The organism is Rhizobium aureum (assembly GCF_030182495.1).
Lineage (GTDB): Bacteria > Pseudomonadota > Alphaproteobacteria > Rhizobiales > Rhizobiaceae > Rhizobium > Rhizobium tropici_C.
This window is the reverse complement of record NZ_JAQJCI010000001.1, coordinates 1,117,757-1,143,350: the sequence shown is the minus strand read 5'-3', so window position 1 is coordinate 1,143,350 and position 25,594 is coordinate 1,117,757. Positions and strand designations below refer to the sequence as shown.

The following is a 25,594-nucleotide window of genomic DNA, read 5'->3' as shown; positions in this document are numbered from 1 at the left end:
AATAAGGGCATGGTCACAGACGGTAACGAACCGGTGCTGTATGGACATTCAATTCCCTGAATTTGAAATCTTTGCTCCGAAAGTCGAGGCAGCCTGGTCTGCCTTGCAGCAGCGATATGCCAACCGCCTGACCGAGGCGGAACTTGATTATCTATTTGCCTGCCTGGTCCTTGGTTTGACCTCCCCGGCCTATGGGGAAGGGGGACCATCGTTTCATTTCGATGTCTGCCGCGCCCTGGTGGCGATGAAGCTCCCTCCCGATCGGGCGCATGCTGCATTGCATACAGTCCCAGCGCCGACGGAGCCGTGGGTCGAGAGCCTGCGCGAACAGCTCGAAAGCCAAAGCGCCAGGATGGGGCAGACACTTCTGGACATGCGGAATTTCAATGACGACGCGGCCGCCGATGCGGTTTCGGGCGCGCCTAGTCGTCCAGTCAACAGCGAGGATAAGGCAGCATGAGGGAATACGTTGGGGAACGCCTGCAGACTGAATCTCGTGACGGATTTGTCAAAGACCCTGCGCCGGTCAGGGGTAGCGATCGTTCGCAGCGTCGCCGCGTGATGGCTGCGCTGCGGATGTCATCGCGCGTTCTTGGGATGCGTCGTAAAAATCGGAGTATCGGTGCGATTGGGGCTATTTTCGGCGCCTTGGGGCTGATGATTGCGCCTCAGGCATTTGGCCAAGTAGGCGGCAACTATACAGCGGGCAATGGCACTGCGACCGGAGCCAATGGCCTCTCGATCGGTTGCGTTGGATACACCGCCACCGTCGGGGCGACGACAGGTGGCATGGCCATCGGCTGCCGAGCGATTTCCAACGGGAATAATTCAGTTGCGATCGGCGTCGATGCGCAAGCCCAAGATGTAGATGCTGTCGCCGTAGGACCAGGAGCCACGGCGACCGGGGTGAATTCGACCGCCGTCGGTGCCGCCGCTAATGCGAGCGGACTGCGCGCTAGCGCTTTCGGCGCAAACACCGTTGCGTCGGGGTTGGATTCTCTTGCCAGCGGCAGTGGCGCGGCCTCTAGCGCTCAGAATGCCATTGCTCTCGGCTTCCAGGCGAAGGCCACCACATTGAACTCCGTCTATCTCGGCTCGCGCACCGTCACAACATCGGGCGCTCTCGCGCAGAGCACCGTCGCCATCGGCACGGATGTTACGGCATCCCAAGCCGACGCCATTGCGATAGGACGCCAGTCCGTTTCGTCGACCCAATACGGTGTGGCTCTCGGCCTGAATGCGTCGGCCACGGGTACAGGCGGCGCGATGGCTCTCGGCCAAGGCACGGTCTCAAATAACGTCAATTCCGTAGCGCTCGGCGTACAGGCTAAGGCCACCGCAGCCGGGGCCAGCGCGCTAGGCACCTTCTCCACTGCTTCGGGAGGGAACTCCACCGCGGTCGGCGTCAGCGCCGGCGCCACCGGCAGCTATGCATTTTCCGGAGGCTGGGGCTCCGTCGCCAGTGCTGACAGTGCCCTTGCGCTTGGCAAGCAAGCCGCAGCATCCGGAATCAATTCGGTCGCCGCTGGCTCCAGCTCCGTTGCCTCAGGAGCTTTTGGGGTTGCCTTGGGTAACCAGGCGCAGACGCTCGCTGGCGGCGGTGCCGTTGCGATAGGCTCGGGCGCAACCGTTGCCGCCACCGGGACGTCCAGCGTCGCGCTCGGCAACAATGCAAATGCCGCAGGTGTCTTATCGGTTGCCACGGGCGCCGGTGCCAGCGCCAGCGGCGACAATTCCACCGCCACGGGACGCCAGGCTGTTGCCAGCGGCACAAACGCCTCCTCGTACGGTTCTGGAACGCAGGCGACCGGAAACAATTCTCTCGCTGCCGGCGTCAGCGCCAATGCCGGCGGAGTCGGCAGTACCGCGCTCGGCATCGGCACGGTCGCCAGCGCCGACAATTCGGCAGCGGTAGGCTTCCAGGCCAGCGCAACGGGAGCGCACTCGTCCGCGATTGGTTCTGAAGCCAAGGCCGCTGGCAACCGTGCGTTCGCCGCTGGCCGTATTGCCAATGCCGGAGGAGATGACTCGACTGCCATTGGCACGTCGGCCGTCGCGACAGCAGCAGCTTCGACCGCGATCGGTTCGAGCGCGGTGTCACAAGGCGTGAACGGGATCGCCATCGGCACCGCCGCTGGCTCGCTCAGCGACGATTCCGTCGCCATCGGCACGGGCGCGATCGCCGATGGCGGTCAGGCCGTCGCGATCGGCTTCGGCAATTCCGCTTACGGCGACGGCGCGGTCGCGATCGGCGATCCGAGCTATGCGAGCGGCGCCGGCGCCTTCACCGGCGGCGCCAACAACATCGCCAACAGCGATGGCACGGCGAGTGCCAGCGCCGCCAACCAGGCGGCCGGCGCAGTCGCGATCGGCAACAACAACAAGGCGATCGGCCAGGGCTCGGTCGCGCTCGGCAACGGTTCCACCGCCGGTGCTTCCGGCTTCGTCGGCAATATCGCCTTGGGTAACGGCGCAACGGCGACGGCGAGTTCCGGCGACGTAGCGCTCGGTTCGGGCTCAGTGACCGACGTAGCAGTCGGCACCGCGAGCGCGGTGATCGGCGGCAATACCTATAACTTCGCCGGCACGACACCGACCTCGACGGTCAGCGTCGGCGCGCCAGGTGCCGAACGCACCATCACCAATGTCGCGGCGGGCCGGCTCAATAACGGTTCGACTGATGCCGTCAACGGCTCGCAGCTCTTTGCGACCAACCAGCAGGTCGACATCAACACGACCGCGATCAACAACATCACCACCGGCGGCGGCATCAAATATTTCCATGCCAACTCGACGGCAGCGGACTCGTCGGCAACGGGCGCGGAATCGGTCGCGATCGGACCTCTCTCGACTGCGGCAGGAGCGAATGCCATCGCGGCCGGCAACAGTGCGACCGCTTCCGGCCTCGACGCGGCGGCGTTTGGATACATATCCCAGGCCACGGGTGACTACAGCACGGCCATCGGCCCCAATGCCCAAGCGACAGCCATCTCCAGTACCGCGGTTGGCCAAAATGCCTTTGCCACGGCCGCTCAAGCGACCGCTCTCGGCAAACAAGCGAATGCCAGTGCCGCGGATGCACTCGCGCTGGGCGTCAACGCTACCGCCGGCAACGCAGGCGCCGTGGCGCTCGGCTCTGGCTCGGTAACCGACGTTGCGGTCGGCACCGCCAGCACGGTGATCGGCACCACCACCTACAACTTTGCCGGCACGACACCGGCTTCGACGGTCAGCGTCGGCGCTGTCGGTGCCGAGCGCACCATCACCAACGTCGCGGCGGGCCGCCTGAACAATGGTTCGACCGATGCGGTCAACGGCTCGCAGCTCTTTGCCACCAACCAGCAGGTGACGCAGAACTCCACCGACATCACCACCATCAACGGCAACCTGACCAATCTCGGCAATACGATCAACAACATCGCCGGCGACACATCGACGACCTACACCGATGCAAACGGCGATGGCATCCGCTATGTGCGCACCAACGACAGGACCCTTGCCGTCAGCGACTCCTCCGCTCAAGGGATCGGCTCCACGGCGGTCGGCTATAACGCCACCTCGACCGCCGACAATGCGCTCGCGCTTGGCATGAACAGCCAGTCGACCATCGTCGGCGGCGTGGCGCTTGGTTCGGGATCGGTTGCCGATCGCGTTCTGGCTCCCGCCTCCGGCCAGTTGCCCGCGGGTCCGACGAACTTCATCCAGTACAACACGACGGACAAGACCCTGCTGGGCGCTGTCTCAGTCGGTTCGAGCACCTCCTATCGCCAGATCACCAATGTGGCTGACGGTAGCAGCGCGCAGGATGCCGTCACGGTTCGCCAGTTGCAGGGTGCCATTGCTTCGGTCGCAGCGACGCCGAGCAAGTACTTCCATGCGAACTCGGCGGCCGGCGACTCGCTTGCCGTCGGCGCAGAGTCGGTGGCTGTCGGCCCGACGACTGTCGTCAATGGTGACAACGGCATCGGCATCGGCAATGGCGCGGTCGTCGACCAGGTCGCGCCCGGCGGCACGGCCATCGGCCAGAATGCCCATGTCATGCTGGCCGACGGCGTCGCCCTTGGTACGAACTCGGTGGCTGGAGGAATCCAATCGGTCGCATTGGGCGCCGGCGCGCAGGCCAACAACATCAACAGCGTCGCTCTCGGCGCGCAATCCGTGACGAGTGTGGGCGCTCAGGCCGGCTATACCGGCTTTGCGCTTACGAGCCCGCAAACCTCCGTCGGCGAAGTGTCGATCGGCTCGGCCGGTTCGGAGCGTAAGCTGACCAATCTGGCAGCCGGTTCGGCCGATACGGATGCCGTCAATGTCAGCCAGCTCAAGGGTCTCGGCACCAACATCACCAACCTGATCGGCGGCGGCACGACCGTCAATCCGGACGGCACGGTCACCGGCCCGACCTATAATATCCAGGGCAACAACTACACCACGGTTTACGATGCGTTCGGTGCGGTGAACAACACGCTGACCAACATCAACAATGGCGGCGGCATCAAATATTTCCACGCCAACTCGACGCTCGCCGATTCCGCTGCCAGCGGCACCGACAGCGTTGCGATCGGTCCGCAGAGTGTCGCCACCGGCGCAAGCAGCCTGGCGGCCGGCAACGGCGCGGCAGCGGCAGGCACGGGTGCGGTCGCCCTCGGTCAGGGCGCGCAGGCCAACAATGCCAATGATGTGGCCTTGGGCTCCGGTTCGTCAACGCAGGCAGCCGTCGGCACATCCGGTACGGACCTTCAGGGCCAGCACTACGACTTTGCCGGCACCACGCCTGTGGGAACTGTGAGTGTTGGAGCTGCAGGGTCTGAAAGAACCATCACGAACGTCGCGGCCGGCCGCATTTCGTCCGACAGCACCGACGCCATCAACGGCTCGCAGCTCGCCGCGACGAATTCGGCGATCAACAGCCTGCAGACCGGTGTCGGGACGATTACCAAGAATGCCGTCACCTATGACCTCAATGCCGATGGCAGCAAGAAGAACAGCATCACGCTGCAGGGCGGCGACGTCAATGCACCGGTGGTCATCTCCAATGTCGGCAAGGGTGTCGCTTCGACGGATGCCGTCAATGTCGCTCAGCTGACCGACAGCTTCAACCAGGGCAAGTCCTATACAGATAACGCTGTCGCCACGACGCTGGCCTCGGCCAACAACTATACGGACCAGAAGTTCGGGCAACTGAACAGGGAGCTCGGAGACGTGCGGTCGGAAGCAAGACAGGCGGCCGCGATTGGGCTTGCCGCGGCATCGCTTCGCTATGACGACCGCCCCGGCAAGCTGAGCGTGGCTGTCGGCGGTGGCGTCTGGCGGGGTGAAGGCGCTCTCGCCTTCGGTGCGGGCTATACCAGCGAAGACGGGCGCATCCGCGGCAACCTGTCGGGTACGGCGGCTGGCGGCCAGGTGGGCGTCGGTGCTGGTCTCAGCTTCACTTTGAACTGAGCCACGTCATGCTGAAAGGAGCGCTTCTCGGCGTCCCGGCTTTCATGGCTTGCAGCCTCCTGTTCGGCCCGTTCGCGGCCGGGCAGGAGGCTGCCCTCCCAACCTATCGCATAAAACCTTCCGAGGTCGTCGTTCCTCCGGAGTTGAAGCCTGGCGAATATCAGAGAACCATTCGCCCGTTCGAAAACTGGACCCTGATCTGCGATGAAAACCTGAAGGTCCGCCAGCGGGTTTGCAACGTCACTCAGATCATCGAGAACGAGCGGGGACAGATCGCGTTCAGCTGGTCGCTCGCCGCCACCAAGGGAGGCGAGCCCTACATGATCTTGCGCACCGCCCCGGTTGCCAAGAGCGACGGACGCATCCTGGTGAAGTTCGAGGGCCGCAAGGAGCCTATTCAAGTCAAGCTCGACGGCTGCAACCAAACGGTTTGCGTCGGCATGCTCCCGATCGGGCCTGTCCTGCGCGAGCAGATTTCGAAGAGTACCGCGCCGGCGATCTCCTATCCGACGGCGGATGGGCAGACGATCAGCGTGACTGCGAACCTCAAGGGCCTTTCTACCGCCGTGAAGGCGATAAAGTGACGGACGGATTTTCAATGACCCAGCAATCGATCCACGAGCGCATCATGTCCCGGAACAAGAACGACGCCGCAATTCAGACCGTGGCCGACGATCAGGTGAAACCGGGGCGGAGGTGGCGGAAGGCGACCCTTCTCTCGCTGCTTGCCATCGCCATTGCCGGCGCCGGTGGCTATGCGGTCGCCCGCTATGACCTGATCGGGAACCTTCTATCGCAGCCGGCCGTCGCCGCGGCGAACGACGCCAATCCGGCGCTGCCGGACACGCCGTTCCTGCAGCACGCCAAAAAGGCCGGCCTGCAGTCCTGCTCGACCATCTTTCCGGTGCTTGGACAGTTGCTGACCAACGGCACGCAATACAATGTCCAATCGATCTGGAACAACCAGGCGGCCGACAAGCATGCGGTGCAGGCCCTCGTCGGCATGGACTACGCCACGCAGGGTTATAGCGGCCCGGCCGCCGGCATCGTATTCGCGGCACCCGTCGCATCCGGCTGCGAAGGCGCCATGGTCCGCGTGGCACCGTTCACAGGCTCTTGCCCGGAAGTTTCGGCCAAGTTCCCGAACGGAAGCAAGCTCGTCAACAATCTCGGGCAGGTCGGAGTCTACGAACTCGGCAGCGATGGCGGCGATGCGATGCTTCTGCCGACCGGAAACGGCTGCATCGTCATTTCGGTCGCTTCGGCAGCAGGAAAACAAGGGGGCACCAAATGAAATTGAGATCCGCCATTGCTGTGATCGGCATGCTGTTCGTCTCCACCACCCATTTGGGGGCCGCCGATCTCTTTACGACCGAGCAGCCGCCGGCGCCTCCGCCGGACGAACGCGGCATCTGGGCGGCCATCGCCTATTCCGCGCCCGACGAGAAATACGGCTTCTTCTGGGGCGCCGACAAACGGCAGGAAGCCATGGATATCGCGCTCAAGCATTGCGAGCACGACAAGGGCAAGAGCTGCGTCGTCGTCAGCGTGTTCCGCAATCACCGGCACTGGGATGACGACGATAAGACCGGCTTTCCGTACAATCATTGCGGGGCGCTTGCCATCGGCAAGGAAAAACGCGAACGGGCAACGCCATGGAGCGCGAATTCGGCACCGACGCGCAAGGAAGCCGAAGATCTCGCGCTGAAGGCATGCGAGCGCTCCGGCTCTTCCTGCGCAGTCCGCGAGTGGGTGTGCACGTAACCATCCGCAGCCATGATCGCGAAAGCATGGATTTCGCGATCATCGCTCATCGGCATGACGCATACCCCTGATGCCCCGCGGTGCCGGCCGTGGAAATATTTTGCTCCAAGCAGAAAGACCTCATCCTTTGCCAGTTTCGACGTTCATTTCATCCCGCACGGTCGGTCACATGTTTCGGGCGATGCTCACCCTTGCCTGCGCGGGCGCCACTTTGACGGTTGCGTCCATGGCCTTTGCCCAATCGGCGCTACCAAACGGTGCCTCAAGCCTGCAGGAGGCCTATCAGGACTGGCGCGTCGCATGCAGCCAAAGCGACAAGGCGCCGGTATGCACGATTTCGCAGGATCAAACCCAACAGAATGGTCAGCGGCTGCTTGCCGTCGAATTACAGATGCGTCCCGACGGCAGCGGGCTTGCGACGCTTCTGCTGCCGTTCGGCATCGTTCTCGACTCCGGCGTGACGCCGAATATCGATGACCAGCCGCCGTTGAAGCCGGTGCGCTTTCGCACCTGCCTGCCCAATGGTTGCATTGCCTTGCTTCCGCTCGACGCGGCGACGCTTGCCAAATTGCGCAACGGTTCACGCCTGAATCTCAAGGTCGTTGCCGACGGTGGCAATGCGCTCGGTTTTCAAATCTCGCTGCAAGGCTTTTCGGCAGCGGTCGATCGGATTGCCGCCTTGAGTGTGAAAAAATAAGATTGTCCCGGCTTTGCGACGGCACTGGAGTCAGGCTCCTTGTGCCGTCGCGTCGTTATGGCGCCACAATTGCTCAGGCGAATACCGCTATACAGACGGATAGCCAGATAAAGGCTATTCCCAGCGCCAAGGCTCGCCTGGCCTCGACCACTTTTTCCGCTTCTTCTTCCGCCACGGGAGTCGTCACGATCCAGGGCACGCAGCCAAGCGCTGCAAATCCGATGATGGCTAAAACCACCACGAAATAATCGGAGATATGCCAGGGTCCCTGTTCATACACGCCCCAATAGCCGAGGAACGCCATCCCGACTGCAAACATGGTCGCGGATGCCGAGCAAAGCCCGGTAACGGAGCCCGCGGGTGCGCGCATCCTGCTTTTTTCCGGTGTTGATCCATTCATGACGCGATATCCATGCCGGCAAGTCGCCTGCGTGCATATATGTCAGGAATTGCCTGCCGCCTCAACGGCATGCGTCAGGGATCGCCTCAGCTGGTGAATATGTCCCGCGCCAATCCCGCAGCAGCCGCCGACCATCGTCGCGCCGGCATCGACCCATGAACAGGCGAAACGCGAATAGGCGTCATCGTTCAGATCGTCACGGGTGGCATGAAGGCCTTCATTGGCGGCGGATTCGCCCTGCTCCCCTTCGAAGGCATTGGCATAGACGCCGATCTGCAGGGCCGAACCGCTGCTCCTGAAGACCTCTCCCGCCGTATCGACCGCCGCGCGCATGACTTCCGGCTTGCTGCAATTGAACAGAAGCGCTTCCGCACCGGACGAAGCGGCCCATCGAGCCCCATCCTCCACCCTTTCCCCGGAACGGAGCGCGGGAGAGGCGCCGTTCCGCTGAGCGGCGTCATCCGCCAGGGTGAAGGAGATCCAGAACGGCTTGCCGGTTTCGGCAACCGCGGTGCGAACGGCTTCTCCTTCGGCGATCAGGCTGAGGGTTTCGCCGAGCCAGACATCGACGTAAGGATCGAGATTTTCCACCAGAACCTTGAGATAATCCTGGACCCGAGACGGATCGAAATTCTGCGGCTCGTAGGAACCGAAGATCGGCGGCAGGGAGCCGGCAACCAGGATCTTACGGTCCTTGCAGGCGTCGGCGGCGGCGCGCGCCAATCGTCCCGCACGCGCAATCAGAGCGGCACCGTCGGCCCGGAACCGCTCTTCACCGATATGGAATGGCACGAGCGCGTAGCTGTTGGTAGTTACGACGTCCGAGCCGGCGGCGATGAATTCGTCGTGGACCTGTCGGACTATCTCGGGCGAATTGATCAGCGCCAGTGCCGACCATTCCGGCTGCTTCAACTCGGCGCCGAGACGAAGGAGTTCGCGGCTCATGCCGCCGTCGAGGATCAGGAATTTGCTCATAAATGAATCTCCAGAAAGGTCGGGCATGCGGAGAGGTGCGGCGCGGCCCCTCCTTCGTGCCCCCGGTTAGCGCCGCACGGGAACCTGCGCCTCCAGGAAGCGGAAGGCTCGCGCGATGATGGCTGTGATGATGAGATAGAAGATGGTCACGACGATCAGCGGTTCGTAGACGAGCAGCGTGTCCTGACGCACCTTGGTGGCAACGGCGTAGAGATCCAGCACGGTGACGGTGAAAGCCAGCGGCGTTGCTTTCAGCTGCATGACAATTTCGCCGCCGATCGTCGGCAGTGCGATGCGAATGGCGCGTGGCAGCCAGATGCGCCGCGTCAGCGTGAAGGGCCGCATGCCGAATGCGCGGCCGGCCTCCAGCTCGCCTTTCGGGACGGCAAGCAATGCGCCGCGCAGCACCTCCGCTTCGTAAGCCGCATAGTTCAGCGTGAAGCTGACGGCGGCGAAGAAAAAGCCTTCGCGCAGGACCGGCCAAAGCAGGCTCTGGCGAATGCCGGGGATGACAGGCAAAAGAGAGCCGACGCCATAATAGAGCAGCCAGAGCTGGATCAGCAGCGGCGTACCCCGGAAGAAGGTGCAATAAGCGCTGGCGACATACCGGAGAAGGCGATTGCTGCTGATCTGCGCGAAGGCGAGGCCGATTGCGATGATGAAGCCGAAGACAACGGAAATCGCAAGCAGCGACAGCGTTTGCCAGGCTCCCGTCAACAGAAGCGGCCAATAGGCATTGATCCATGAGAAGGTCATGTCAACGCTCCTCACGCAAGCTTCGGCTGGCCACGCCGCACCCGACGCTCAATCAGCTTGAACACCGCATTCGAGACGAGCGTGAGGGCGAGATAGATGAGGGCGGAGGCCAGGAAAAAGATGAAGTAATGCTTGGTACTCGCGCCGGCGAGACGCGTGGCGAGAGCGAGCTCCTGGTAGCCGACGACCGCGACGAGAGCGCTGTCCTTGGTGACCGACATCCAAAGATTGGCAAGTCCCGGTAGCGCGTTCGGCAGCAGGGCGGGCAGGATGATGCGGCGGAAACGCAGACGTGGTCCCATGCCGAAAGCCTTTGCCGCCTCGATCTGGCCTACGGGAATGGCAAGGATCGCACCGCGCAGCACCTCCGTCATGTAGGCACCCTGCACGAAGCCGAGCACGGCGACGGCGACCGCAAAGCCATTCAATTCGAAGGCGGAGAAATTGAGCACCGCAAGGAGCCGGTTGAGACCGTCCATTCCGGCATAATAGAGCCCGACGATCAGGATCAGCTCGGGGACCGCACGGATGGCGGTGGTGTAAAGTTCCAGCAAAAGGCCGAGTGGCCTGATGCCGGAAAGCTTGCCCAGTGCGCCGCCGATACCAAGAAGAAGGCCTATCAGAAACGCGCCGGCGGAGATGGCGACCGTGGAGGCGGCGCCCGTCAGCAGCACTCCACCCCATCCGGGCGGATAGGGGGAGAGCAGGTCGAGAATGGCTTGTTGGGAGGTCGCCATCGCTACGATCGTTTACTTGGCGCCGTAGATATCGAAGCTGAAATACTTCCTGGTGATTTCGTCATATTTGCCGCTGGCGCGCACCGCGGCGATGGCCGCATTGAGCTTAGCCTTGAGCGCGGTGTCTTCCTTGCGCAGGCCGCCGGAAACGCCTGCTCCGAGGATTTCCTTGTCGTCGGCGACGTCGCCCATCTTGGCGCAGCAATCCTTGCCGCCATCGCTTTTCAGGAAGGCATCAAGCGCAAGCGAATCGCCGAAGACATAGTCGATGCGGCCGGCTGCGAGGTCCTGAAATGCTTCATCGAGCGTCTGGTAGGTCTTTTCGTCCGCGACCTTGGCAAAGTATTTCTTGTAATATTCCGACTGAATGGTTGACACCTGGATGCCGATGGTCTTGCCCTTGACATCGTCTGCCGTCGCGCCGGGCTTCTGGTCCTTCGGACCGATCAGCGTGCTGGGCGTATTGTAATATTTGTCGGTGAAATCGATGACTTTCGAACGCTCCGCCGTATTCGACATCGATGACCAGATCACGTCGAACTTCTTGCTCTGAAGCGCCGGAATGAGACCGTCCCAGGAAAGCTCGACGATCGAGCATTTCTCTTTCATCTGCTCGCAGACGGCGTCCATCATGTCGATTTCCCAGCCCTGCCATTTGCCGGAGGCATCCTTGGCGAAGAAGGGCGGATAGGATTCGTTCATGATGCCGAAGCGGACTTCGGCCTGCGCCGTCATGGCGGAAAGGGCAAGTGTTACGCCGGCAAGCAGCATGGGAAGCAGTTTCATGTGCGGGGTTCTCCTGGTGTTGTTGTTGTGCGGGGACGTGAAGATCAGGGCGAAAGCATGCCGGTGAATTCGCGGCAGCGGGCGCTGAGCGGAGCATCGAAGACCTGTTCAGGCGCCCCCTCTTCCTCGATCCGTCCCTGATGAAGAAAAAGAACGTGGCTGGCGACATCTCGGGCAAACCGCATCTCATGCGTAACCAGCAGCATGGTTCGGCCTTCTTCGGCGAGATCGCGGATGACCTTGAGCACTTCACCCACCAGTTCCGGGTCGAGCGCCGATGTCGGTTCGTCGAAGAGCATCACCGCCGGGTCTATGCAGAGTGCGCGGGCGATTGCCGCTCTTTGCTGCTGACCTCCGGAAAGAAAGGCCGGATAGGCATCGCGCTTGTCGTAAAGCCCGACTTTATCGAGAAGAGCCACCGCCTTTTCGATCGCTTCGCGGCGAGGGAAGCCCAGAACATGCACCGGAGCTTCGATGATGTTTTCGAGAACAGTCATGTGCGCCCAGAGATTGAAACTCTGGAATACCATGCCGAGGCCCCTGCGGATCCGCTCGATCTGTCGCCAACTTTTCGGCTGCGTCCGTCCTTGCCGTGCCTGTTTCAAGGCTATTTCCTCGCCATTGACGACGATGCGTCCACGGTCGGGCATTTCGAGCAGATTTATACACCGCAGAAACGTGCTCTTGCCGGAACCGGACGAGCCGATGACGGCAATGACATCCCCTTGCCTAGCCGAGGTTGAAATGCCCTTGAGGACTTCGTGTGAACCAAAGCTCTTGTGAAGATCTTCCACACAAAGTGCCTGGGAGGAGGGCTCTGCCATGCATAATTCCGATAAAAGACAATTTGCGGAGAATATCGCGAAGGTGAGCAGAATTTGCGCGCAATTTCCGATCGTTCTGCATAAAAAAAGCAAAAATCTATTTCAAATGCATCTTTTGTGATAGAATGAGGATGTCGCCACGCAATTTCACCAGCCGACCAGAGGAATGGGATGGAAAATCTGGATCGCTTCGATCGCGATATCCTCGATATCGTCCAACGCAACTGTCAGCTCACCGCCGAAGCCATCGCCGACGAGGTCGGTCTTTCGACGTCCGCCGTGCAGCGACGCCTGAAAAGGTTGCGCGAGGATGGTATCATCAAGGCCGAAATTGCGGTCGTGGACCGTAAGGCGACCGGAACCTCGATGGTCTTCATCGTCGGCATGGAGATCGAACGGGACAACTATGATGCGCTTGCCAAGTTCCGAATTTGGGCGGAGAAACAGGATCACATCCAGCAGGTCTATTATGTCACCGGTGCCGTCGACCTCATTGCGATCGTCACAGCCAGGGATGTCGAGCATTATGACGATATCGCCGCCTTGATCATGGCGGAGAATCCCCAGATCCGCCGCATGCACACGAATGTGGTCCTGCGCGACGTGAAACTCGGATTATTCGTTCCGCTGGCAAATGGCGGCGAGGACGGCCGATAAATGCCCGGTCATGACCTTTCCTCCGGCAGGCAGAAGATCGAATAGAGCGCTTCGATAAGCTGCGCGGCTTTTTCCTCTGTCAATCGGTAGAAGATCTGCTTGGCCTCTCGACGGGTTTCGACGACACCCGCTTCGCGCAACACACCGAGCTGTTGCGACAGATTAGGCTGATGGATATGGAGCTTTTCCTCCAATTCGCTGACTGAATATTCGCCTTCGGCCAAGCTGCATGCAAGCATCAGTCGCATGGGATGCGCCAATGTCCGCAGGAGGGATGCGACCTCGGCCGACCGCCTCGCCATATCCTCGAGCGACATGGCGGAGAGAACCGATTTTTCGATTTCCGTTACCATGCAGCCCCCTGCAATGCGTTGAGCGGGAATTTGAGATAACGGCGGCCGTTGTCCTCAGGCTCCGGCAAGCGACCACCCTGCACATTCACCTGAAGTGCGTGGAGGATCAGCTTCGGCATGGGCAGTGTCCGGTCGCGCGCTTCGCGCAGCGCCACAAATCGGTCTTCCGTCATGCCAGCGAGATGCGCATTGGACCGCTTCTGCTCGTCGACCGTGCTCTCCCATTTCGGGTTTCGACCGCCAGGTTGATAATCGTGGCCGGTGAACAGGCGCGTTTCATTGGGAAGCGCCAGGATGTTCTGAATGGAATTCCACAAAGCCTTGGCACTGCCGCCCGGGAAATCGGTCCGCGCCGTACCCGAATCAGGCATGAATATCGTGTCGTGAATGAAGGCTGCGTCGCCGATGACATAGGTGACTGAAGCAAGCGTATGGCCGGGCGAGAATATGACGCGACCCTCGAGATTGCCGATCTTGAACGTATCACCATCGGCAAATATCCGATCGCATTGCGAGCCGTCGGCAGCCATATCCGGCTGATTGTAGATATCTTTCCAGAGCTTCTGGACGTCAACCACACGCGAGCCTATCGCGGTCGATGCGCCGGTCTTCTCCTTCAGGTAGGAGGCTGCCGTGAAATGATCGGCATGGGGATGGGTGTCGAGAATCCATTCAACGGCGAGATTTTCGGCGTGCACGTAATCCAGGATCGCATCAGCATTGAGGGTGGCAGTGGCGCCGGATTTTTCGTCGAAATCCAAGACAGGATCGATGATGGCGCAAGCCCGAGTTGCCGGGTCGCTGACGACATACTGGATGCTGCCGGTGCGCGCGTCGTAGAAGCCCTTGACATGGGGTATTTTCCGCTCTTTTCGAGCGAGCCAATTGGCCGCGCCCGTCAGGTCAAACCCATGACCCTTGCCGAAGGCCACCACGTCTTCGCGCTTCATCCGCCCGTCGAGCACCTCGCCGATTGCATGGAGCGCCAGCGCGCGAGTGCCGCTCTTGCAATGAGCAAGGACCGGCCCTTTCGCATCTTTCAAGGTTTTCTGAAAGGCCTCGATATCCGCGTCGGTAATGGTGGAGTTGGTGACCGGCAGGAAGGTATAACCGAGACCGGCAGCGCGAGCGGCGGCGGCCTCGGCGGCATTGCCGGGTTGACCCTGCTCTTCACCCTCCGGACGAGCATTGATGACCGCCACGAAGCCGCGCCCCGCAAAGCCAGCAAAGGCGGCCGTATCCGGTTGGGCCGATACTGTCAGTCGATCATTGATTTGTACGGCGTCCATGGCGCTGTTCTCTATTCATATTAATATACAATATTATATATTGTATAATGAGACGATGTCAAGAAAACATGCAGGCCATGCCGGATGGCAATGAGACGCAGTTGCTGAGCCGTCAGAGGTTCAGATTGCGGTAAATCCATTGTCGACGAAAAGATGGATGCCATTGACGAAATTGGACTCGTCAGAGGCAAGGTAGAGGGCGGCGCGCGCAACATCTTCCGGCTCTCCGATCCGGCCTTGCTGCGCGGCGATTGCTGCGTCCGAAACATCAACACCAAGAGCTTGCAGCGCAGCCACCTCGCGCAAGCCGTGCGGCGTGCGGATGAAGCCGGGGCAAACGGCATTGCAACGAATATTGCGATCGCGAAACTCGACGGCAATGGCGCGGGCGAACATGTGCACGGCGCCTTTCGTCGTATCGTAAAGCACTTCCATCGGTGTTGCCGCAACCGCCGAGATCGATGATGTACAGACGATGGAGCCGCCGCCGGCTGCGATCATGCCCGGCAGCACTGCCTTGGTCGTCAGAAACATGGAGCGCACATTGACGCCATGCAACCATTCCCATTCCTCCAATGTTGTCTCGAGGAACGGCTTGATGACGATGGTGCCGGCATGATTGAAGAGTACGGTCACGGCGCCGAAACGCTCTTCGATACCTTTGACGGCCGCATTGACGGCTTCTTCGTCTGAAACGTCAGCGACCCAATAATCGGCAATGCCACCTGCTTCTTGAATGGCCCGCACCGTCTCCGCCGCCGCCGCGGCATTTCGATCGATGATCGCGACCTTCGCACCTTCTGCCGCAAACAAGCGCGAGGCCGCTCCGCCCATGCCGGTGGCCCCGCCTGAAATGATGGCAATCTTGCCCTTGAGCCTATCCGTCATTTGTTCCTCCCGATGTTCTTCACTTTGGCATGGGCCATTGGTGCGGAATATAGTTCTCCATATTCGCGACGTCTCGCAAGCCCGGTGTGAAAGTAAGCCGTCTTTTGCCGGTAACGAAAAAGGATGTCACGGTCCGGATTCCCGCTTACCGGCTAAGACGGCTTCGATCGCTTTGCCGCCCGCATTCGAGAGACAGGCGGCCGGCTCAAGTGACCTATCGCAGATAATGGATATGCGGCCGCTCGTGATGAGGCGAGATCTCGACCCGGGCTTCCACGGCGAAGACGTCCCGCAGGAGGTCTTCGGTCAGCACAGTTTCCGGGGTGCCGGAGGCGACGATCCGGCCCTGCTGCATGATGATCAGCTGGTCGCAGAACATGGCGGCGTGGTTGAGATCGTGAAGGGCGATGATGCTGGTGACCGGCAGGCCGGAAACCAGCCGCATCAGGCTGATCTGATGCTGGATGTCGAGATGGTTGGTCGGCTCGTCGAGGATGAGCTCCTTCGGTGCCTGCGCCAGGGCGCGGGCAATATGGGTGCGCTGTTTCTCTCCGCCCGACAGGCTCTGCCAACGGTCGTTGCGCTTTTCCTTCATCCCGGCGCGCTCAAGGGCGCTTTCCACGCTTTCGTCATCGGCCGAGGTCCAGCCTGAGAACATCGACCGATGCGGAAATCGGCCGAGCTTTACGACGTCAATGACCTGGAGATTGGCATTGGTCGTGCTGTGCTGCTCTACAAAGGCGACACGCCGTGCGATCGCCCGGCGAGGCATCTTGTCAAGGTCGCGCCCTTCAAGCGTGATGCGGCCGGAATTCGGCTTCTTCAATCCGGCCAGCAGACGCAAGAGCGACGTTTTCCCCGAGCCATTCGGCCCGAGCAGGCCGAGCATTTTTCCCGCAGGCGCTTCGAAGGAGACGCCGTCGAGCACGGTCTTTCCGCCGATTTTCCAGATGACGTTGTCAGCCTTGATGCTCATGACGCGCGTTGGAACCGATAGAGGATGATTGCAAAGAACGGGACGCCGACAAGCGCCGTAACCACCCCGATCGGCAGGACCTGCTGTGGGATGAGGGCGCGTGAGGCGATATCCGCCAGTACCATGAACATCGCTCCGATGATGGCGCAAGCCGGCAGCAGGCGGATGTGAAGCGGCCCGACGACGAAGCGCGCCGTGTGCGGTACGACGAGACCGACAAAGCCGATCGAGCCGACCATGCTGACGATGGTTGCCGTCATCATCGCGGTCAGCGCAAAGAGCCCCATCCGCGCCCGCCCGACATTGACGCCAAGCGACGAGGCTGCCTCGTCGCCAAAGGCGAAGGCATCCAGGATGCGCGCGTAGAGCAGGCAGGCGGCAAGCCCGAAGCTGACGATCGTCGATACCAGCATGAATTCCGGCCAGCGGACGCCGCCGAAACTCCCGAGCAGCCAGAACATGACATCGCGTGCCTGTTGGGCGTTCCCCGATGTCGTTACGATATAGGACGTCGCGGCGTTGAACAGCTGGGAGGCGGCGACGCCGGCAAGGATGGTGCGGTCCGTGCCGCCTCGTGTGCCGTTGGAAAGGAGAGCGACGAAGAAAAAGGCGGCGAATGCGCCGGCAAAGGCGCCTGCCGACAGTGAAACCGCACCGGCGCCGACGCCCAGGATGACGACTGCGACGGCCCCCGTCGAAGCACCCGCCGAGATGCCGAGCACATAGGGTTCGGCAAGGGGATTTCGGAGCAGCGATTGCATGATTGCGCCCGACAGCGCCAGGCCCGCTCCGCAGAAAGCCGCCACCAATGCCCGGCTGAGGCGATAATCCCAGATGACTGTTTCGTGGATGCGGTTGAGCTCGACGCCTGTCCAGCCCAGCCTGTTGGTGATGGCGTAAAACGTCGTCGACAGCGGTATCGGCAGGTCACCGATGCCGACGCTGATACCGATGATCAGGCCGATTGCTGCAAGGGAGGCCAGCAGCAACAGGCCGAAGGCAGCCAGTTGCCGCAGGTTGCGGTACGCGTCGATCACTTCAGCAGACCTAGGGCCTTGAGCTGCTGGGCCACCTGCTCGGCGCCATAGATCGTGCGGATGGTCGGGTTCATGGCCTGACCGTCCATGACGACGATAGCCTTGTTCTTGACCGCAGGAAGCTCGCTGACGGCCGGATCGGTGGTGAGAAACTTGATCTTGGCTTCCGGCTTGTCGAGCTCCCAGCGATTGCGGTCGAGGCTGGCGACGACGATGACGTCTGGATTGGCGGCTATGATACTCTCCCAGCCCAGTGTCGGCCATTCCGCTTCGGTGGTAATGGCATTGCGGCCGCCAAGCAGGTCGGCGATATAAGCTGAAGGGCTGTTTTTTCCGCCGACATAGGCATCTGCAGATGGCGACGGGCTGGAGAACCAGAAGACATAGGAGAGCTTCTTGCCGTCCTTCAGCGCATTCGCGCGCAGTGCCGCTTCCCGCTTTTTGAAATCCTCGATCAGCGCCTGGCCCTTGTCGCGGACATCGAAAATCTGCGAGAGCTCATCGATTTCCTGGTAGAGCGCGCTCATGTTCCAGATCTGGCTACGGGCGGCATTGCCGTATTTGTCCTGAGAGGCGCCCTGGGCTGGGCAGACACTGGGGGAAACATAGGTGGGAATATTGAGCTTCTCGAAGTCCTCGCGCTTTGCCACCTTGCTGCTCGGTCCCATCAGGGTCGGTAGTGCGGCTGCAACGAAATCAGGATTTTCAGCGAGGATCGATTCAAAGGTCGGAAACTCGACCGTCAGCAGCTTGACCTTGGAATTGGCTTCCGCAAGCTGCGGCAGAACCTTGTTGGGCCAGAAGGCGGTGCCGGCCATTTTATCCTGCAGACCAAGCAAAAGAAGAATTTCGGCACTGTTCTGGCCAAGCCCGATCGCCCGTTCCGGCGCTTTCTGGAAAGTGACCTTGGTTCCGCAATTATCGAGTGTCAGCGGATAGCTGGTGGATGCGGCAGATGCCGCCGGTGCGGCAAGGCCAAGCGCCATGCAAAGAGCTGAGACGGCCAAAAGTGATTTCAATATGGTCACGAAAAATATCCTGATCGTTGCGGCCAGAGAGGGACGGTTGAAAACATCCGCGGCGGTATAGCCTTGCCGGCCGGTCAAAAACAAGAGGAATTTAGTCATATTTCTACAGGTTCGGCACGCGCGGACCAAGGCAAGGCCTGGGTTCGCCGTGTCGCCACCATGACCGGCAATTAAATGCCGAGATCGAGCTGGGGCTGTGCGCGGCTATCGTCGGTTTCTTCGTTCGTCAGGGATGAAAGCGTGACGCCGAGCAGCCGAACCGGCCGCCTGAACGGATGGACGGTCGCCAGAAGTGCAGATGCCGCTTCGAGGATCTCGCTCAAGCCCGCGACCGGAACAGGGATGGTCCGACTGCGCGTGGCCTGCGTGAAATCAGAGTATTTGATCTTCACGGTTACCGTCTTGCCGCTGATGCCGCTTGCCTCGCAGTAGTGCCAGACCTTCTCTGCAAGCGGCCGCAATTCCGCCGTAGCCAGATCGAGATCGTCGATATCCTCGGGAAACGTATCCTCTGCGCCGACGGATTTGCGGATCCGGTCGGGCCTCACTTGACGTTCGTCGATGCCCCGGGCGATCCCGTAGAAATACGATCCGGACTTTCCGAAATGCTCCTGCAGGAAGGCGAGGGACTTCGCTTTCAGATCGAGCCCGGTTTCGATGCCGTATTTGCGCATGCGTTCGGCGGTCGCCGGCCCCACGCCGTGGAATTTGCCGACGGGCAGCGCCTCGACAAAGGCTGGCCCGTTCTTCGGCGTGATCACCGCCTGGCCGTTGGGCTTGTTCAGATCGCTTGCCATCTTGGCGAGAAACTTGTTGTAGGAGATGCCGGCGGAAGCGTTGAGCCCGGTGACCTGCTTGATCCTGGCCCGGATTTCCAGCGCGACTTCGGTGGCAATCTCCATGCCCTTGAGGTTTTCGGTGACGTCGAGATACGCCTCGTCGAGCGAGAGCGGCTCGATCAGCGGCGTATATTCGGCGAAGATCTCGCGGATCTGCTGCGACACGGCCTTGTAGACGTCGAAGCGCGGCGGCACGAAAATCAGATCCGGGCATTTGCGCTTCGCCGTCACCGACGGCATGGCCGAACGAACGCCGAAGGCGCGGGCCTCATAGCTTGCCGCCGCCACAACGCCGCGCGCCGCGGACCCACCGACCGCTAGCGGCTTGCCGCGCAGTTCGGGATTGTCACGCTGTTCGACCGACGCGTAGAAGGCATCCATGTCCACATGGATGATTTTGCGGACCGGCGTCGAGCTCATATCGTTCATTATCGTCTCGGTAATCCGCGCTGGAATCAGGCCGCGCTGAAATGACGTTGTGTGGATGATGTGGTGCGAAAACCGCACGCAGTTTTCGACATCATGCTCCGGCGTTCAACGCCGCCGTAACTCGCAGCGGGTCGAACAAATACGGAACATATCACGCTTGGCAACGATATCAAACAGGCTCCTAGCCTTGCAAGGTAGCACATTGCGACGTCGATGCCGGTCTTTATCGTCAAAGACCAAGCGTACCGAGCCAGTTATCGAAGCTTGAGACCATAGCCGTGCGCGATGGCGCTTCCGTCTTGAAATCGCGCGAATGCCTGCGCACTTCGCTTGGGTTGTAGCCGAACTCATGGGTGAAAGCCCGGCAGAAGTTGGCGGCGGACTCGAAACAGAACTGGCTGGCGATTTCGCCGATTTTCCGGCCATCGGCGGGATCGTTGAGTGCGGCGCGCGCGGCCAGAAGCCGTCTTCTTCTTATATAGTTGAGCACTCCGCTCGAGGTCTGAAACAGCTCGTAAAGGCGCGTCCGCGAGATCGCCAATTCGCGGCTCAGGGTTTCCGGCGTCAATTCTGCTGAGCCCAGGTTGTTCTGAATGAAATGCCTTGCCCGGGTCATCAAACCGCTTTGCGATATTTCGCCGTCGATCTCGCTGTGGACCAAGGGAGAGATTGTATGGAACACCATCTCGCGAAGCTGGTTCCTGACGCCTGGAAGATCATCTCTGGTCAAGCGAAGGAGATTGACTTCGAGGAAATCCATGTAGCTCGAAAGTAACGAGACGCGCGGGCCTCCAAGGACAATATTGCTGCTGGCGCTCGGCAGTCCGCCATAGGCGGCAAACAGATCGCATGGCAGGATCAGCGTCGTGGATTGCGCCGGCGAGGTTCGTCCGTAAAAGGGGCAGCCCAGCATTCGGATTTCCATCATGCCGGGCTCGTTTTCGACAACCTTGCCGTTAACGCTCGTCCATGTCTTTCCAGTGCGCAGGAAGGTGATCTGCCAATGATCTATCGAGCTGAAGCGCACCTTTTCGGGGGAGCGTTCGAAACTGAACGCCGGAGTGTCCTGCTGAATGAGCAAGACTCCTTCGAGGTTCCATACGACCTGCTTAACCGCGAACGGCTCGCACGCTTTTGCTTGGTTCTGCAGCCGCATATCGACCAGCGGAGCCATGCGCTCCTGCCAGGCTGCAAATTGTCGATCGGGGCGCAGCTCCTCCGTTGAAAACGGCAGCGACGCCAGCTCCGTTGTTTCGGGAAGCTCGCTGTAAAGCGGTGCCTGAGGTGAGCGCGGCCAGCGCCGGCGCTCGACGGCCTTGGGCTGTTCAAACGAAATATCTGCTTTGCCCCACATCATTGTAGCGATCCCTCGACACTACATGGCGTGTTGTACTTGCCGCGGCTGCAGCGCGCCCCTTGAAAATTCTGCAGCTGGCCCCAACACCAGTTGATCATATTAAAACCGCATTTGTTTGTGGATTAGCCGCCTTCTCGTGAGATCCAGCCTGATTTCCAACTTTTCATGCCGGAACGAATCTGTTTCCGTATTGTAACAGGAAGAGAGAGGGATAAACGCACGACAGGTTGCGTCCTCATCTTTGATGAGGCGGACAGTTCTGTTCGACAGCGCGACGAGCAGCTTGGCAGAAGGCCAAACTGCCCGGGTGATGATCTCCGGCGGCCATCGCAAGGAACGCAAAACTGATACCCGAGAGGGTCGCATTGCCGCAAACCTTACTTCAATACTCGTAACAGTTACTTAAACATTATTCTCTAATAGTTTCAAGAGTTTTATCGAGAGATCGAAATAATTTGAATGGATGTAGAAACGAAACATAGAGGACATGGAAGTAAGCAAATGGTAGTAAACCCAATTGAGCCGAAGTTTTATCTTTCTCGTCTTGTATCAAGCTTGACTTCTGTTTGCTTGTGCACCCTTTTTCTTGCCTATCCTGCAGAAAACGCGGTTTCCGCAACCTTAGATAAATATAAATACAAGACCATCGACCTGTACATGAAGAAAAGCGAAAGCAACATGTACTTTTATGGAACTGGTCAGATCCGCAAGAGGACAACGGTTTCGGCCGACGAGTATTTCAAGGGCGCACCCTATATCTGCACGCCGAGCGGCTTTGGACGCACCTCGCATTGCTACAATCGTTGAACGGTTGAAACCTTCTGGCAATTGATCCCATTGCCAGAACGGTCCCGAATGTCTCAATCGATGGTGTCGTCATACTCGATTGATCCCGCATGCTCGACATCTTCTCCGCATCCGGTTAGCTAGGTAAGTGCCGGCTGACATAGTTACCTTTGCGCAGTTTCATTGCCTCGTCGTCATGTCTCGGCGGATCGTGACGAAATACATACCACTTTCCGTCCGGTAGACGCTTCTGGTAGATGACGCCGTCTTTCTCACGATGCAAAAAGCAGGACGTCTTGTCCACGTCGTATTTCTTGCTCTGCCAACGCGCCTTCATGCATAGCTTGCCATTGAAGGTCGCATACCAGGTGCCTTTGGCATAAGTTTTCTCGGCGCCGGGATGCGACCAGGCCATGAAGCTGCCTTGCTTGGCTGAAAAATAGCCGGCACCATCTTTCCAAATCCACGACCGGCCGGCGTAAAGGCTCCGCACGTCCGAGGCGCTTATCGATGTTGCCTGAATGGCAGAGCGCTCGATTATCCAATCGGCATGCTGCCGGCTCGCAGCATGTGCCGATCCACCCAGCAGCAACATCGATAGGGCTGCACCTGATATAAAGAACTTTGCAAGAGACATCTTCGCCTCCATTCTTGTTGTTGTTTCAGTTCAACAGAGGGCTGACAACACGCCAGTCCGGGCGCCCAAGACCATGAGGCCACGGGTAGGTCTCGCGATCGTCGAAATACACCACCCCAACGATATTCTTGAACTCGTCATGCGGTTTGGCGGCTTCCTCGGCCCAGGCATGGACATAGGCTTCATTTCCCTGGTAGCCCAGCTCCGCGATCACGATCGGCTTTCCGAAAGCTTTGACCCGGTCATAGCCTGGTTTGGTCGCCTCGACGAAGGTCGAGTCGCGTCCAAGCATGCGCTGGTCGAAAGGCTGGTAGCCGAAGACCGAGAGGCCTACGACATCGACATATTGATCTCCCGGATAATAGGCTTCAAGCCCTTCCTTGCCCATCGGCGACCACATGTATTTGGCGGACGGAAGATGGCGGCGGCAGACATCGATGGCGTGCTTATACGCCTTCACATATTGCGCCGGGTTCCAGTAGGCCCAGGTGAACTGCCCGTTCTTTTCATCCATTTCCTGGGCCCAGCGAATGGTAACGGGCTGCTTTAGCTTGGCGGCGGCCGAGCATATCGATGCCATGTTCGCATCGTAGTGCCCATCCACGATCCCCTGGAAAAGATCGTCCGGCGTGACGCGCCAGTTGCGTGCCCAGGACCAGGGCTCGACTGTGATCAGCAGCGAGCGGCCGCGCTGGCGCGCATAGCTGTCGGCGACCCCAAGCGTTGCCAGATCCACATCTTCCCAGGGAAGGAAAAGATGCTCGATCTTGGGATTGGGGTCATTCGAGAAATCGCCGTTCGGATCGTATGCGCCCGATGGCAGCGATTGCGGTGTGATGATCGGCCTCTTGTCATGGAACATGTTTTGACTGCCGCCCGCCGTTTCGAGACCATTGTTGGCGGCGTAGATCGCTCCGGACAAACCTGCGAAGCAAACGACGGCTGCGGTAAACTTGAATGCCGTTTTCATTGGACTGCCTCCTTCTTCAGTTCGGCCTTGCTCGTGTTCAAGGTGGCTTTCACGATGCTCAGTCGTTCAGTAACCAGATCGCTGGCGATCAGCTTTTTCGCCTCGTCGGCGTCTTTGGCCGCGGCATGGCGAAATATGAACCATGTCCCACCGGGCTCGCGCTTCTGGTATACGGTTTCATTGAGAATGCGGTGCAGAAAGCAGGTCTTGGCCGGGAATTTGCCATTCGCCGCGTACCAGGTCGCTTCAAAGCACATGCGGCCGGCATCGCTTACGCTCCAACGGCCTTCGGCCCAGGATTTGCCTTCCTTGCCGTCGACCCAGGCAGCGAAACGACGATTTGCGTCCTGCATCTGCCCGGCGCCATCCGGCCATTGCCAGCTCTTGTCGCGGTAGAGTTGGTAGAGCTCGAACGCCGTCATGGGGCGAGCGTCGACCGGCAATTTGAGGTCCTTGCCCGCGGCGGCCGCGCTGCTTGACGCGACAGATCCGAGGATGATGACGGCGGCAAGCGTCGCCGCGCTTGCGCGGACCAGAGGGCTCGGCTTGCTATATGATGATGCCATTGTCTTTCTCCCCCATAGCAATTGGTATGACCTTCGCGGTCCCTAGAGATTTGTTCCTCTGTCTCGCCATACTTCGGACATCGCCCTTTGTGCTGGCCGAATTTCCGATTGTCGAAATACGGAATCCGAGCTGTGCTGCGGCGTCCCTGCGAAAGGCGTTTCTGAGATCCACCAGGATGGGCTGGCGCATATTCGCCTTGAGCTGGATCAGATCGAGGTTCTTGATGATTGCCCATTCCGTCATGACGACCGCTGCATCGGCATTGCGCGCGCAGTCATAAGGATCGTCGCAAAACACCACGTCATCGAGGACCTTGGCGGCATTCTCGATCCCCATCGGATCGTAAGCTCGAATATGGCCGCCAAAGCGCTGGAGCGCTTCGATCAGCGGGACCGAGGGGGCTTCGCGCATGTCGTCCGTGTCGGGCCTGCATGTGAGGCCGAGAATGGCGATGGTCAGGCCGTCCATATTGCCGCCAAGCGCTTCGACGACCCTGAGCGCCATTCGCCGCTTGCGGGCTTCATTCGCCGCAATGGTTTCCTCGATCACGCGCAGCGCGACGCCATGGTCCTGCGCGGTTCGCAGAAGAGCGAGCGTATCCCCCGGGAAACAGGAGCCGCCGAAGCCGGGACCGGCCGTCAGGAAGGTCATGCCTATGCGTTTGTCCAATCCTATCCCGAGTGCCAGTTCCTCGATATCGCTGCCCAGACGCTCACAAAGATCGGCAAGCTCGTTGATGAAGGTTATCTTCGTCGCCAGAAATGCGTTGGCCGCATATTTGATCAATTCCGCAGTTCGCCGCGCCGTCACCACAAGCGGTATGTCCTGGAGGTTCATCGGGTCGGCGTAGAGTTCCAGCAGGCGCTTATAGGCACGCTCGTCGTCTACGCCGATTACGACACGGTCCGGCGCGAGCGAATTGCGTACCGCAACGCCTTCGCACAGGAATTCCGGGTTGGAGGCCACGGAAAACGTGCCCGGCTTGCGTGTCGCCCCGATGATCTTCTGCACCATGTCGCCGGTGCCGACGGGCACGGTCGATTTGACGACGACAACCGTGTCGTCGGCTATCAACGGCGCAAGGTCGCTCGCCGTGCGGTAGAGGCTGGAAAGATCGAGTTCCCCCCGATCGGTGCGAGGCGGAGTGCCGACGGCGATAAAGACGATAGCCGCTTCCTTGACCGCCCGAGCGAGGTTGCAGGTGAAATCAAGCCGTCCCGACGCACAGTTTCGTTCGACCATTTCGTCGAGGTGCGGCTCGTAAATCGGCATTCTGCCCTGGCGGAGACCGGCAATTTTGGGCGGATCCTTGTCCACGCAAACGACGGTGTGGCCCCACTCGGCGAAGCAGGCGCCGCTGACCAAACCCACATATCCCGTTCCGACAACAGCTATCTTCATGG

26 protein-coding genes are annotated in these 25,594 nt (G+C 60.1%); 8 read left to right on the top strand and 18 right to left on the bottom strand.

Annotated elements, in window-relative coordinates:
* The first annotated feature begins 40 nt into the window (after nucleotides 1-40).
* From PH552_RS05405 to PH552_RS05380, 6 genes are all read left to right on the top strand, one after another.
* Nucleotides 41-460: a hypothetical protein gene (locus tag PH552_RS05405; RefSeq protein ID WP_285165678.1), complete on the top strand. Its 420-nt coding sequence runs from the start codon at nucleotides 41-43 to the stop codon at nucleotides 458-460.
* On the top strand, nucleotides 457-5,439 hold the full coding sequence (locus PH552_RS05400) for a YadA-like family protein (protein WP_285165677.1): 4,983 nt from the start codon (nucleotides 457-459) through the stop codon (nucleotides 5,437-5,439). Before PH552_RS05405 ends, PH552_RS05400 begins: the two co-directional genes overlap by 4 nt.
* 8 nt (nucleotides 5,440-5,447) lie before the next feature.
* Nucleotides 5,448-6,023, top strand: a complete 576-nt coding sequence (locus tag PH552_RS05395) for an invasion associated locus B family protein (protein ID WP_113251786.1) — start codon at nucleotides 5,448-5,450, stop codon at nucleotides 6,021-6,023.
* A 14-nt stretch (nucleotides 6,024-6,037) separates the two neighbouring features.
* Nucleotides 6,038-6,733, top strand: a complete 696-nt coding sequence (locus PH552_RS05390) for a hypothetical protein (protein WP_285165676.1) — start codon at nucleotides 6,038-6,040, stop codon at nucleotides 6,731-6,733.
* Complete coding sequence (locus PH552_RS05385; RefSeq protein WP_285165675.1) at nucleotides 6,730-7,203, top strand: DUF4189 domain-containing protein; 474 nt, start codon at nucleotides 6,730-6,732, stop codon at nucleotides 7,201-7,203. Before PH552_RS05390 ends, PH552_RS05385 begins: the two co-directional genes overlap by 4 nt.
* A 181-nt stretch (nucleotides 7,204-7,384) precedes the next feature.
* On the top strand, nucleotides 7,385-7,900 hold the full coding sequence (locus PH552_RS05380; RefSeq protein WP_285165736.1) for an invasion associated locus B family protein: 516 nt from the start codon (nucleotides 7,385-7,387) through the stop codon (nucleotides 7,898-7,900).
* 73 nt (nucleotides 7,901-7,973) lie between these two features.
* Here the strand turns inward: PH552_RS05380 and PH552_RS05375 are convergent, their stop codons facing one another.
* From PH552_RS05375 to PH552_RS05350, 6 genes are all read right to left on the bottom strand, one after another.
* The gene (locus PH552_RS05375; protein WP_285165674.1) at nucleotides 7,974-8,300 is read right to left on the bottom strand and encodes a hypothetical protein; all 327 of its coding nucleotides are present in this window, start codon (nucleotides 8,298-8,300) and stop codon (nucleotides 7,974-7,976) included.
* Between the two features lie 42 nt (nucleotides 8,301-8,342).
* Complete coding sequence (locus PH552_RS05370; RefSeq protein ID WP_285165673.1) at nucleotides 8,343-9,275, bottom strand: homocysteine S-methyltransferase family protein; 933 nt, start codon at nucleotides 9,273-9,275, stop codon at nucleotides 8,343-8,345.
* A 66-nt stretch (nucleotides 9,276-9,341) separates the two neighbouring features.
* On the bottom strand, nucleotides 9,342-10,031 hold the full coding sequence (locus tag PH552_RS05365; protein ID WP_169646139.1) for an ABC transporter permease: 690 nt from the start codon (nucleotides 10,029-10,031) through the stop codon (nucleotides 9,342-9,344).
* An 11-nt stretch (nucleotides 10,032-10,042) separates the two neighbouring features.
* Entirely contained in the window at nucleotides 10,043-10,768 is a 726-nt protein-coding gene (locus PH552_RS05360) for an ABC transporter permease (RefSeq protein WP_285165671.1), read from the bottom strand.
* 12 nt (nucleotides 10,769-10,780) lie between these two features.
* A complete protein-coding gene (locus tag PH552_RS05355) occupies nucleotides 10,781-11,554 on the bottom strand; it encodes a transporter substrate-binding domain-containing protein (protein WP_285165670.1) in 774 nt (257 codons plus the stop codon).
* Between the two features lie 44 nt (nucleotides 11,555-11,598).
* Nucleotides 11,599-12,378 carry an ABC transporter ATP-binding protein gene (locus tag PH552_RS05350; RefSeq protein ID WP_285165669.1) on the bottom strand — a complete coding sequence of 260 codons (780 nt, stop codon included), beginning with the start codon at nucleotides 12,376-12,378 and terminating at the stop codon, nucleotides 11,599-11,601.
* Between the two features lie 171 nt (nucleotides 12,379-12,549).
* Between PH552_RS05350 and PH552_RS05345 the strand changes: the two genes are divergently transcribed.
* On the top strand, nucleotides 12,550-13,035 hold the full coding sequence (locus PH552_RS05345; RefSeq protein ID WP_112343471.1) for an Lrp/AsnC family transcriptional regulator: 486 nt from the start codon (nucleotides 12,550-12,552) through the stop codon (nucleotides 13,033-13,035).
* A gap of 8 nt (nucleotides 13,036-13,043) precedes the next feature.
* Here the strand turns inward: PH552_RS05345 and bigR are convergent, their stop codons facing one another.
* The 8 genes from bigR to PH552_RS05305 form a co-directional block, all read right to left on the bottom strand.
* Entirely contained in the window at nucleotides 13,044-13,388 is a 345-nt protein-coding gene (gene bigR / locus PH552_RS05340; RefSeq protein WP_285165668.1) for a sulfite-sensing transcriptional repressor BigR, read from the bottom strand.
* Entirely contained in the window at nucleotides 13,382-14,677 is a 1,296-nt protein-coding gene (gene blh / locus PH552_RS05335; RefSeq protein ID WP_285165667.1) for a bifunctional sulfur transferase/dioxygenase Blh, read from the bottom strand. Before blh ends, bigR begins: the two co-directional genes overlap by 7 nt.
* 120 nt (nucleotides 14,678-14,797) lie before the next feature.
* Nucleotides 14,798-15,565 carry an SDR family NAD(P)-dependent oxidoreductase gene (locus PH552_RS05330; RefSeq protein ID WP_285165665.1) on the bottom strand — a complete coding sequence of 256 codons (768 nt, stop codon included), beginning with the start codon at nucleotides 15,563-15,565 and terminating at the stop codon, nucleotides 14,798-14,800.
* Between the two features lie 214 nt (nucleotides 15,566-15,779).
* Nucleotides 15,780-16,541 (bottom strand): ABC transporter ATP-binding protein, encoded by a 762-nt coding sequence (locus tag PH552_RS05325; protein WP_285165664.1) that lies wholly within the window; start codon nucleotides 16,539-16,541, stop codon nucleotides 15,780-15,782.
* Nucleotides 16,538-17,578, bottom strand: coding sequence for a FecCD family ABC transporter permease (locus tag PH552_RS05320; protein ID WP_285165663.1), 1,041 nt, complete (start codon nucleotides 17,576-17,578; stop codon nucleotides 16,538-16,540). The genes PH552_RS05325 and PH552_RS05320 overlap by 4 nt, the downstream gene beginning before the upstream one ends.
* Nucleotides 17,575-18,606, bottom strand: a complete 1,032-nt coding sequence (locus PH552_RS05315) for an ABC transporter substrate-binding protein (RefSeq protein WP_285165662.1) — start codon at nucleotides 18,604-18,606, stop codon at nucleotides 17,575-17,577. The genes PH552_RS05320 and PH552_RS05315 overlap by 4 nt, the downstream gene beginning before the upstream one ends.
* A 170-nt stretch (nucleotides 18,607-18,776) precedes the next feature.
* On the bottom strand, nucleotides 18,777-19,874 hold the full coding sequence (gene dinB, locus PH552_RS05310) for a DNA polymerase IV (protein ID WP_113251544.1): 1,098 nt from the start codon (nucleotides 19,872-19,874) through the stop codon (nucleotides 18,777-18,779).
* 229 nt (nucleotides 19,875-20,103) lie between these two features.
* On the bottom strand, nucleotides 20,104-21,231 hold the full coding sequence (locus PH552_RS05305; protein WP_113251545.1) for a helix-turn-helix domain-containing protein: 1,128 nt from the start codon (nucleotides 21,229-21,231) through the stop codon (nucleotides 20,104-20,106).
* Nucleotides 21,232-21,732: 501 nt separating this feature from the next.
* Between PH552_RS05305 and PH552_RS05300 the strand changes: the two genes are divergently transcribed.
* Entirely contained in the window at nucleotides 21,733-22,038 is a 306-nt protein-coding gene (locus PH552_RS05300; protein ID WP_285165661.1) for a hypothetical protein, read from the top strand.
* A 115-nt stretch (nucleotides 22,039-22,153) separates the two neighbouring features.
* On the opposite strand, the gene PH552_RS05295 is transcribed toward PH552_RS05300, so the two are convergent.
* The 4 genes from PH552_RS05295 to PH552_RS05280 are packed head-to-tail and all read right to left on the bottom strand — an operon-like array spanning nucleotide 22,154 to nucleotide 25,592.
* Nucleotides 22,154-22,654: a DUF995 domain-containing protein gene (locus tag PH552_RS05295; RefSeq protein ID WP_285165660.1), complete on the bottom strand. Its 501-nt coding sequence runs from the start codon at nucleotides 22,652-22,654 to the stop codon at nucleotides 22,154-22,156.
* Nucleotides 22,655-22,679: 25 nt separating this feature from the next.
* Entirely contained in the window at nucleotides 22,680-23,624 is a 945-nt protein-coding gene (locus tag PH552_RS05290) for a glycoside hydrolase family 26 protein (RefSeq protein ID WP_112343463.1), read from the bottom strand.
* Nucleotides 23,621-24,190 carry a DUF995 domain-containing protein gene (locus tag PH552_RS05285; RefSeq protein ID WP_350223706.1) on the bottom strand — a complete coding sequence of 190 codons (570 nt, stop codon included), beginning with the start codon at nucleotides 24,188-24,190 and terminating at the stop codon, nucleotides 23,621-23,623. The genes PH552_RS05290 and PH552_RS05285 overlap by 4 nt, the downstream gene beginning before the upstream one ends.
* Complete coding sequence (locus PH552_RS05280) at nucleotides 24,174-25,592, bottom strand: UDP-glucose dehydrogenase family protein (RefSeq protein ID WP_113251547.1); 1,419 nt, start codon at nucleotides 25,590-25,592, stop codon at nucleotides 24,174-24,176. The genes PH552_RS05285 and PH552_RS05280 overlap by 17 nt, the downstream gene beginning before the upstream one ends.
* Between the last annotated feature and the right edge of the window lie 2 nt (nucleotides 25,593-25,594).

What these genes read in the sequence shown, in the direction of transcription:
- PH552_RS05405 (WP_285165678.1), top strand. Translation starts at nt 41, where the DNA reads ATGGACATTCAATTCCCTGAATTTGAAATCTTTGCTCCGAAAGTCGAG.
- PH552_RS05400 (WP_285165677.1), top strand. Translation starts at nt 457, where the DNA reads ATGAGGGAATACGTTGGGGAACGCCTGCAGACTGAATCTCGTGACGGA.
- PH552_RS05395 (WP_113251786.1), top strand. Translation starts at nt 5,448, where the DNA reads ATGCTGAAAGGAGCGCTTCTCGGCGTCCCGGCTTTCATGGCTTGCAGC.
- PH552_RS05390 (WP_285165676.1), top strand. Translation starts at nt 6,038, where the DNA reads ATGACCCAGCAATCGATCCACGAGCGCATCATGTCCCGGAACAAGAAC.
- PH552_RS05385 (WP_285165675.1), top strand. Translation starts at nt 6,730, where the DNA reads ATGAAATTGAGATCCGCCATTGCTGTGATCGGCATGCTGTTCGTCTCC.
- PH552_RS05380 (WP_285165736.1), top strand. Translation starts at nt 7,385, where the DNA reads ATGCTCACCCTTGCCTGCGCGGGCGCCACTTTGACGGTTGCGTCCATG.
- PH552_RS05375 (WP_285165674.1), bottom strand. Translation starts at nt 8,300, where the DNA reads ATGAATGGATCAACACCGGAAAAAAGCAGGATGCGCGCACCCGCGGGC.
- PH552_RS05370 (WP_285165673.1), bottom strand. Translation starts at nt 9,275, where the DNA reads ATGAGCAAATTCCTGATCCTCGACGGCGGCATGAGCCGCGAACTCCTT.
- PH552_RS05365 (WP_169646139.1), bottom strand. Translation starts at nt 10,031, where the DNA reads ATGACCTTCTCATGGATCAATGCCTATTGGCCGCTTCTGTTGACGGGA.
- PH552_RS05360 (WP_285165671.1), bottom strand. Translation starts at nt 10,768, where the DNA reads ATGGCGACCTCCCAACAAGCCATTCTCGACCTGCTCTCCCCCTATCCG.
- PH552_RS05355 (WP_285165670.1), bottom strand. Translation starts at nt 11,554, where the DNA reads ATGAAACTGCTTCCCATGCTGCTTGCCGGCGTAACACTTGCCCTTTCC.
- PH552_RS05350 (WP_285165669.1), bottom strand. Translation starts at nt 12,378, where the DNA reads ATGGCAGAGCCCTCCTCCCAGGCACTTTGTGTGGAAGATCTTCACAAG.
- PH552_RS05345 (WP_112343471.1), top strand. Translation starts at nt 12,550, where the DNA reads ATGGAAAATCTGGATCGCTTCGATCGCGATATCCTCGATATCGTCCAA.
- bigR (WP_285165668.1), bottom strand. Translation starts at nt 13,388, where the DNA reads ATGGTAACGGAAATCGAAAAATCGGTTCTCTCCGCCATGTCGCTCGAG.
- blh (WP_285165667.1), bottom strand. Translation starts at nt 14,677, where the DNA reads ATGGACGCCGTACAAATCAATGATCGACTGACAGTATCGGCCCAACCG.
- PH552_RS05330 (WP_285165665.1), bottom strand. Translation starts at nt 15,565, where the DNA reads ATGACGGATAGGCTCAAGGGCAAGATTGCCATCATTTCAGGCGGGGCC.
- PH552_RS05325 (WP_285165664.1), bottom strand. Translation starts at nt 16,541, where the DNA reads ATGAGCATCAAGGCTGACAACGTCATCTGGAAAATCGGCGGAAAGACC.
- dinB (WP_113251544.1), bottom strand. Translation starts at nt 19,874, where the DNA reads ATGAACGATATGAGCTCGACGCCGGTCCGCAAAATCATCCATGTGGAC.
- PH552_RS05305 (WP_113251545.1), bottom strand. Translation starts at nt 21,231, where the DNA reads ATGATGTGGGGCAAAGCAGATATTTCGTTTGAACAGCCCAAGGCCGTC.
- PH552_RS05300 (WP_285165661.1), top strand. Translation starts at nt 21,733, where the DNA reads ATGGTAGTAAACCCAATTGAGCCGAAGTTTTATCTTTCTCGTCTTGTA.
- PH552_RS05295 (WP_285165660.1), bottom strand. Translation starts at nt 22,654, where the DNA reads ATGTCTCTTGCAAAGTTCTTTATATCAGGTGCAGCCCTATCGATGTTG.
- PH552_RS05290 (WP_112343463.1), bottom strand. Translation starts at nt 23,624, where the DNA reads ATGAAAACGGCATTCAAGTTTACCGCAGCCGTCGTTTGCTTCGCAGGT.
- PH552_RS05285 (WP_350223706.1), bottom strand. Translation starts at nt 24,190, where the DNA reads ATGGCATCATCATATAGCAAGCCGAGCCCTCTGGTCCGCGCAAGCGCG.
- PH552_RS05280 (WP_113251547.1), bottom strand. Translation starts at nt 25,592, where the DNA reads ATGAAGATAGCTGTTGTCGGAACGGGATATGTGGGTTTGGTCAGCGGC.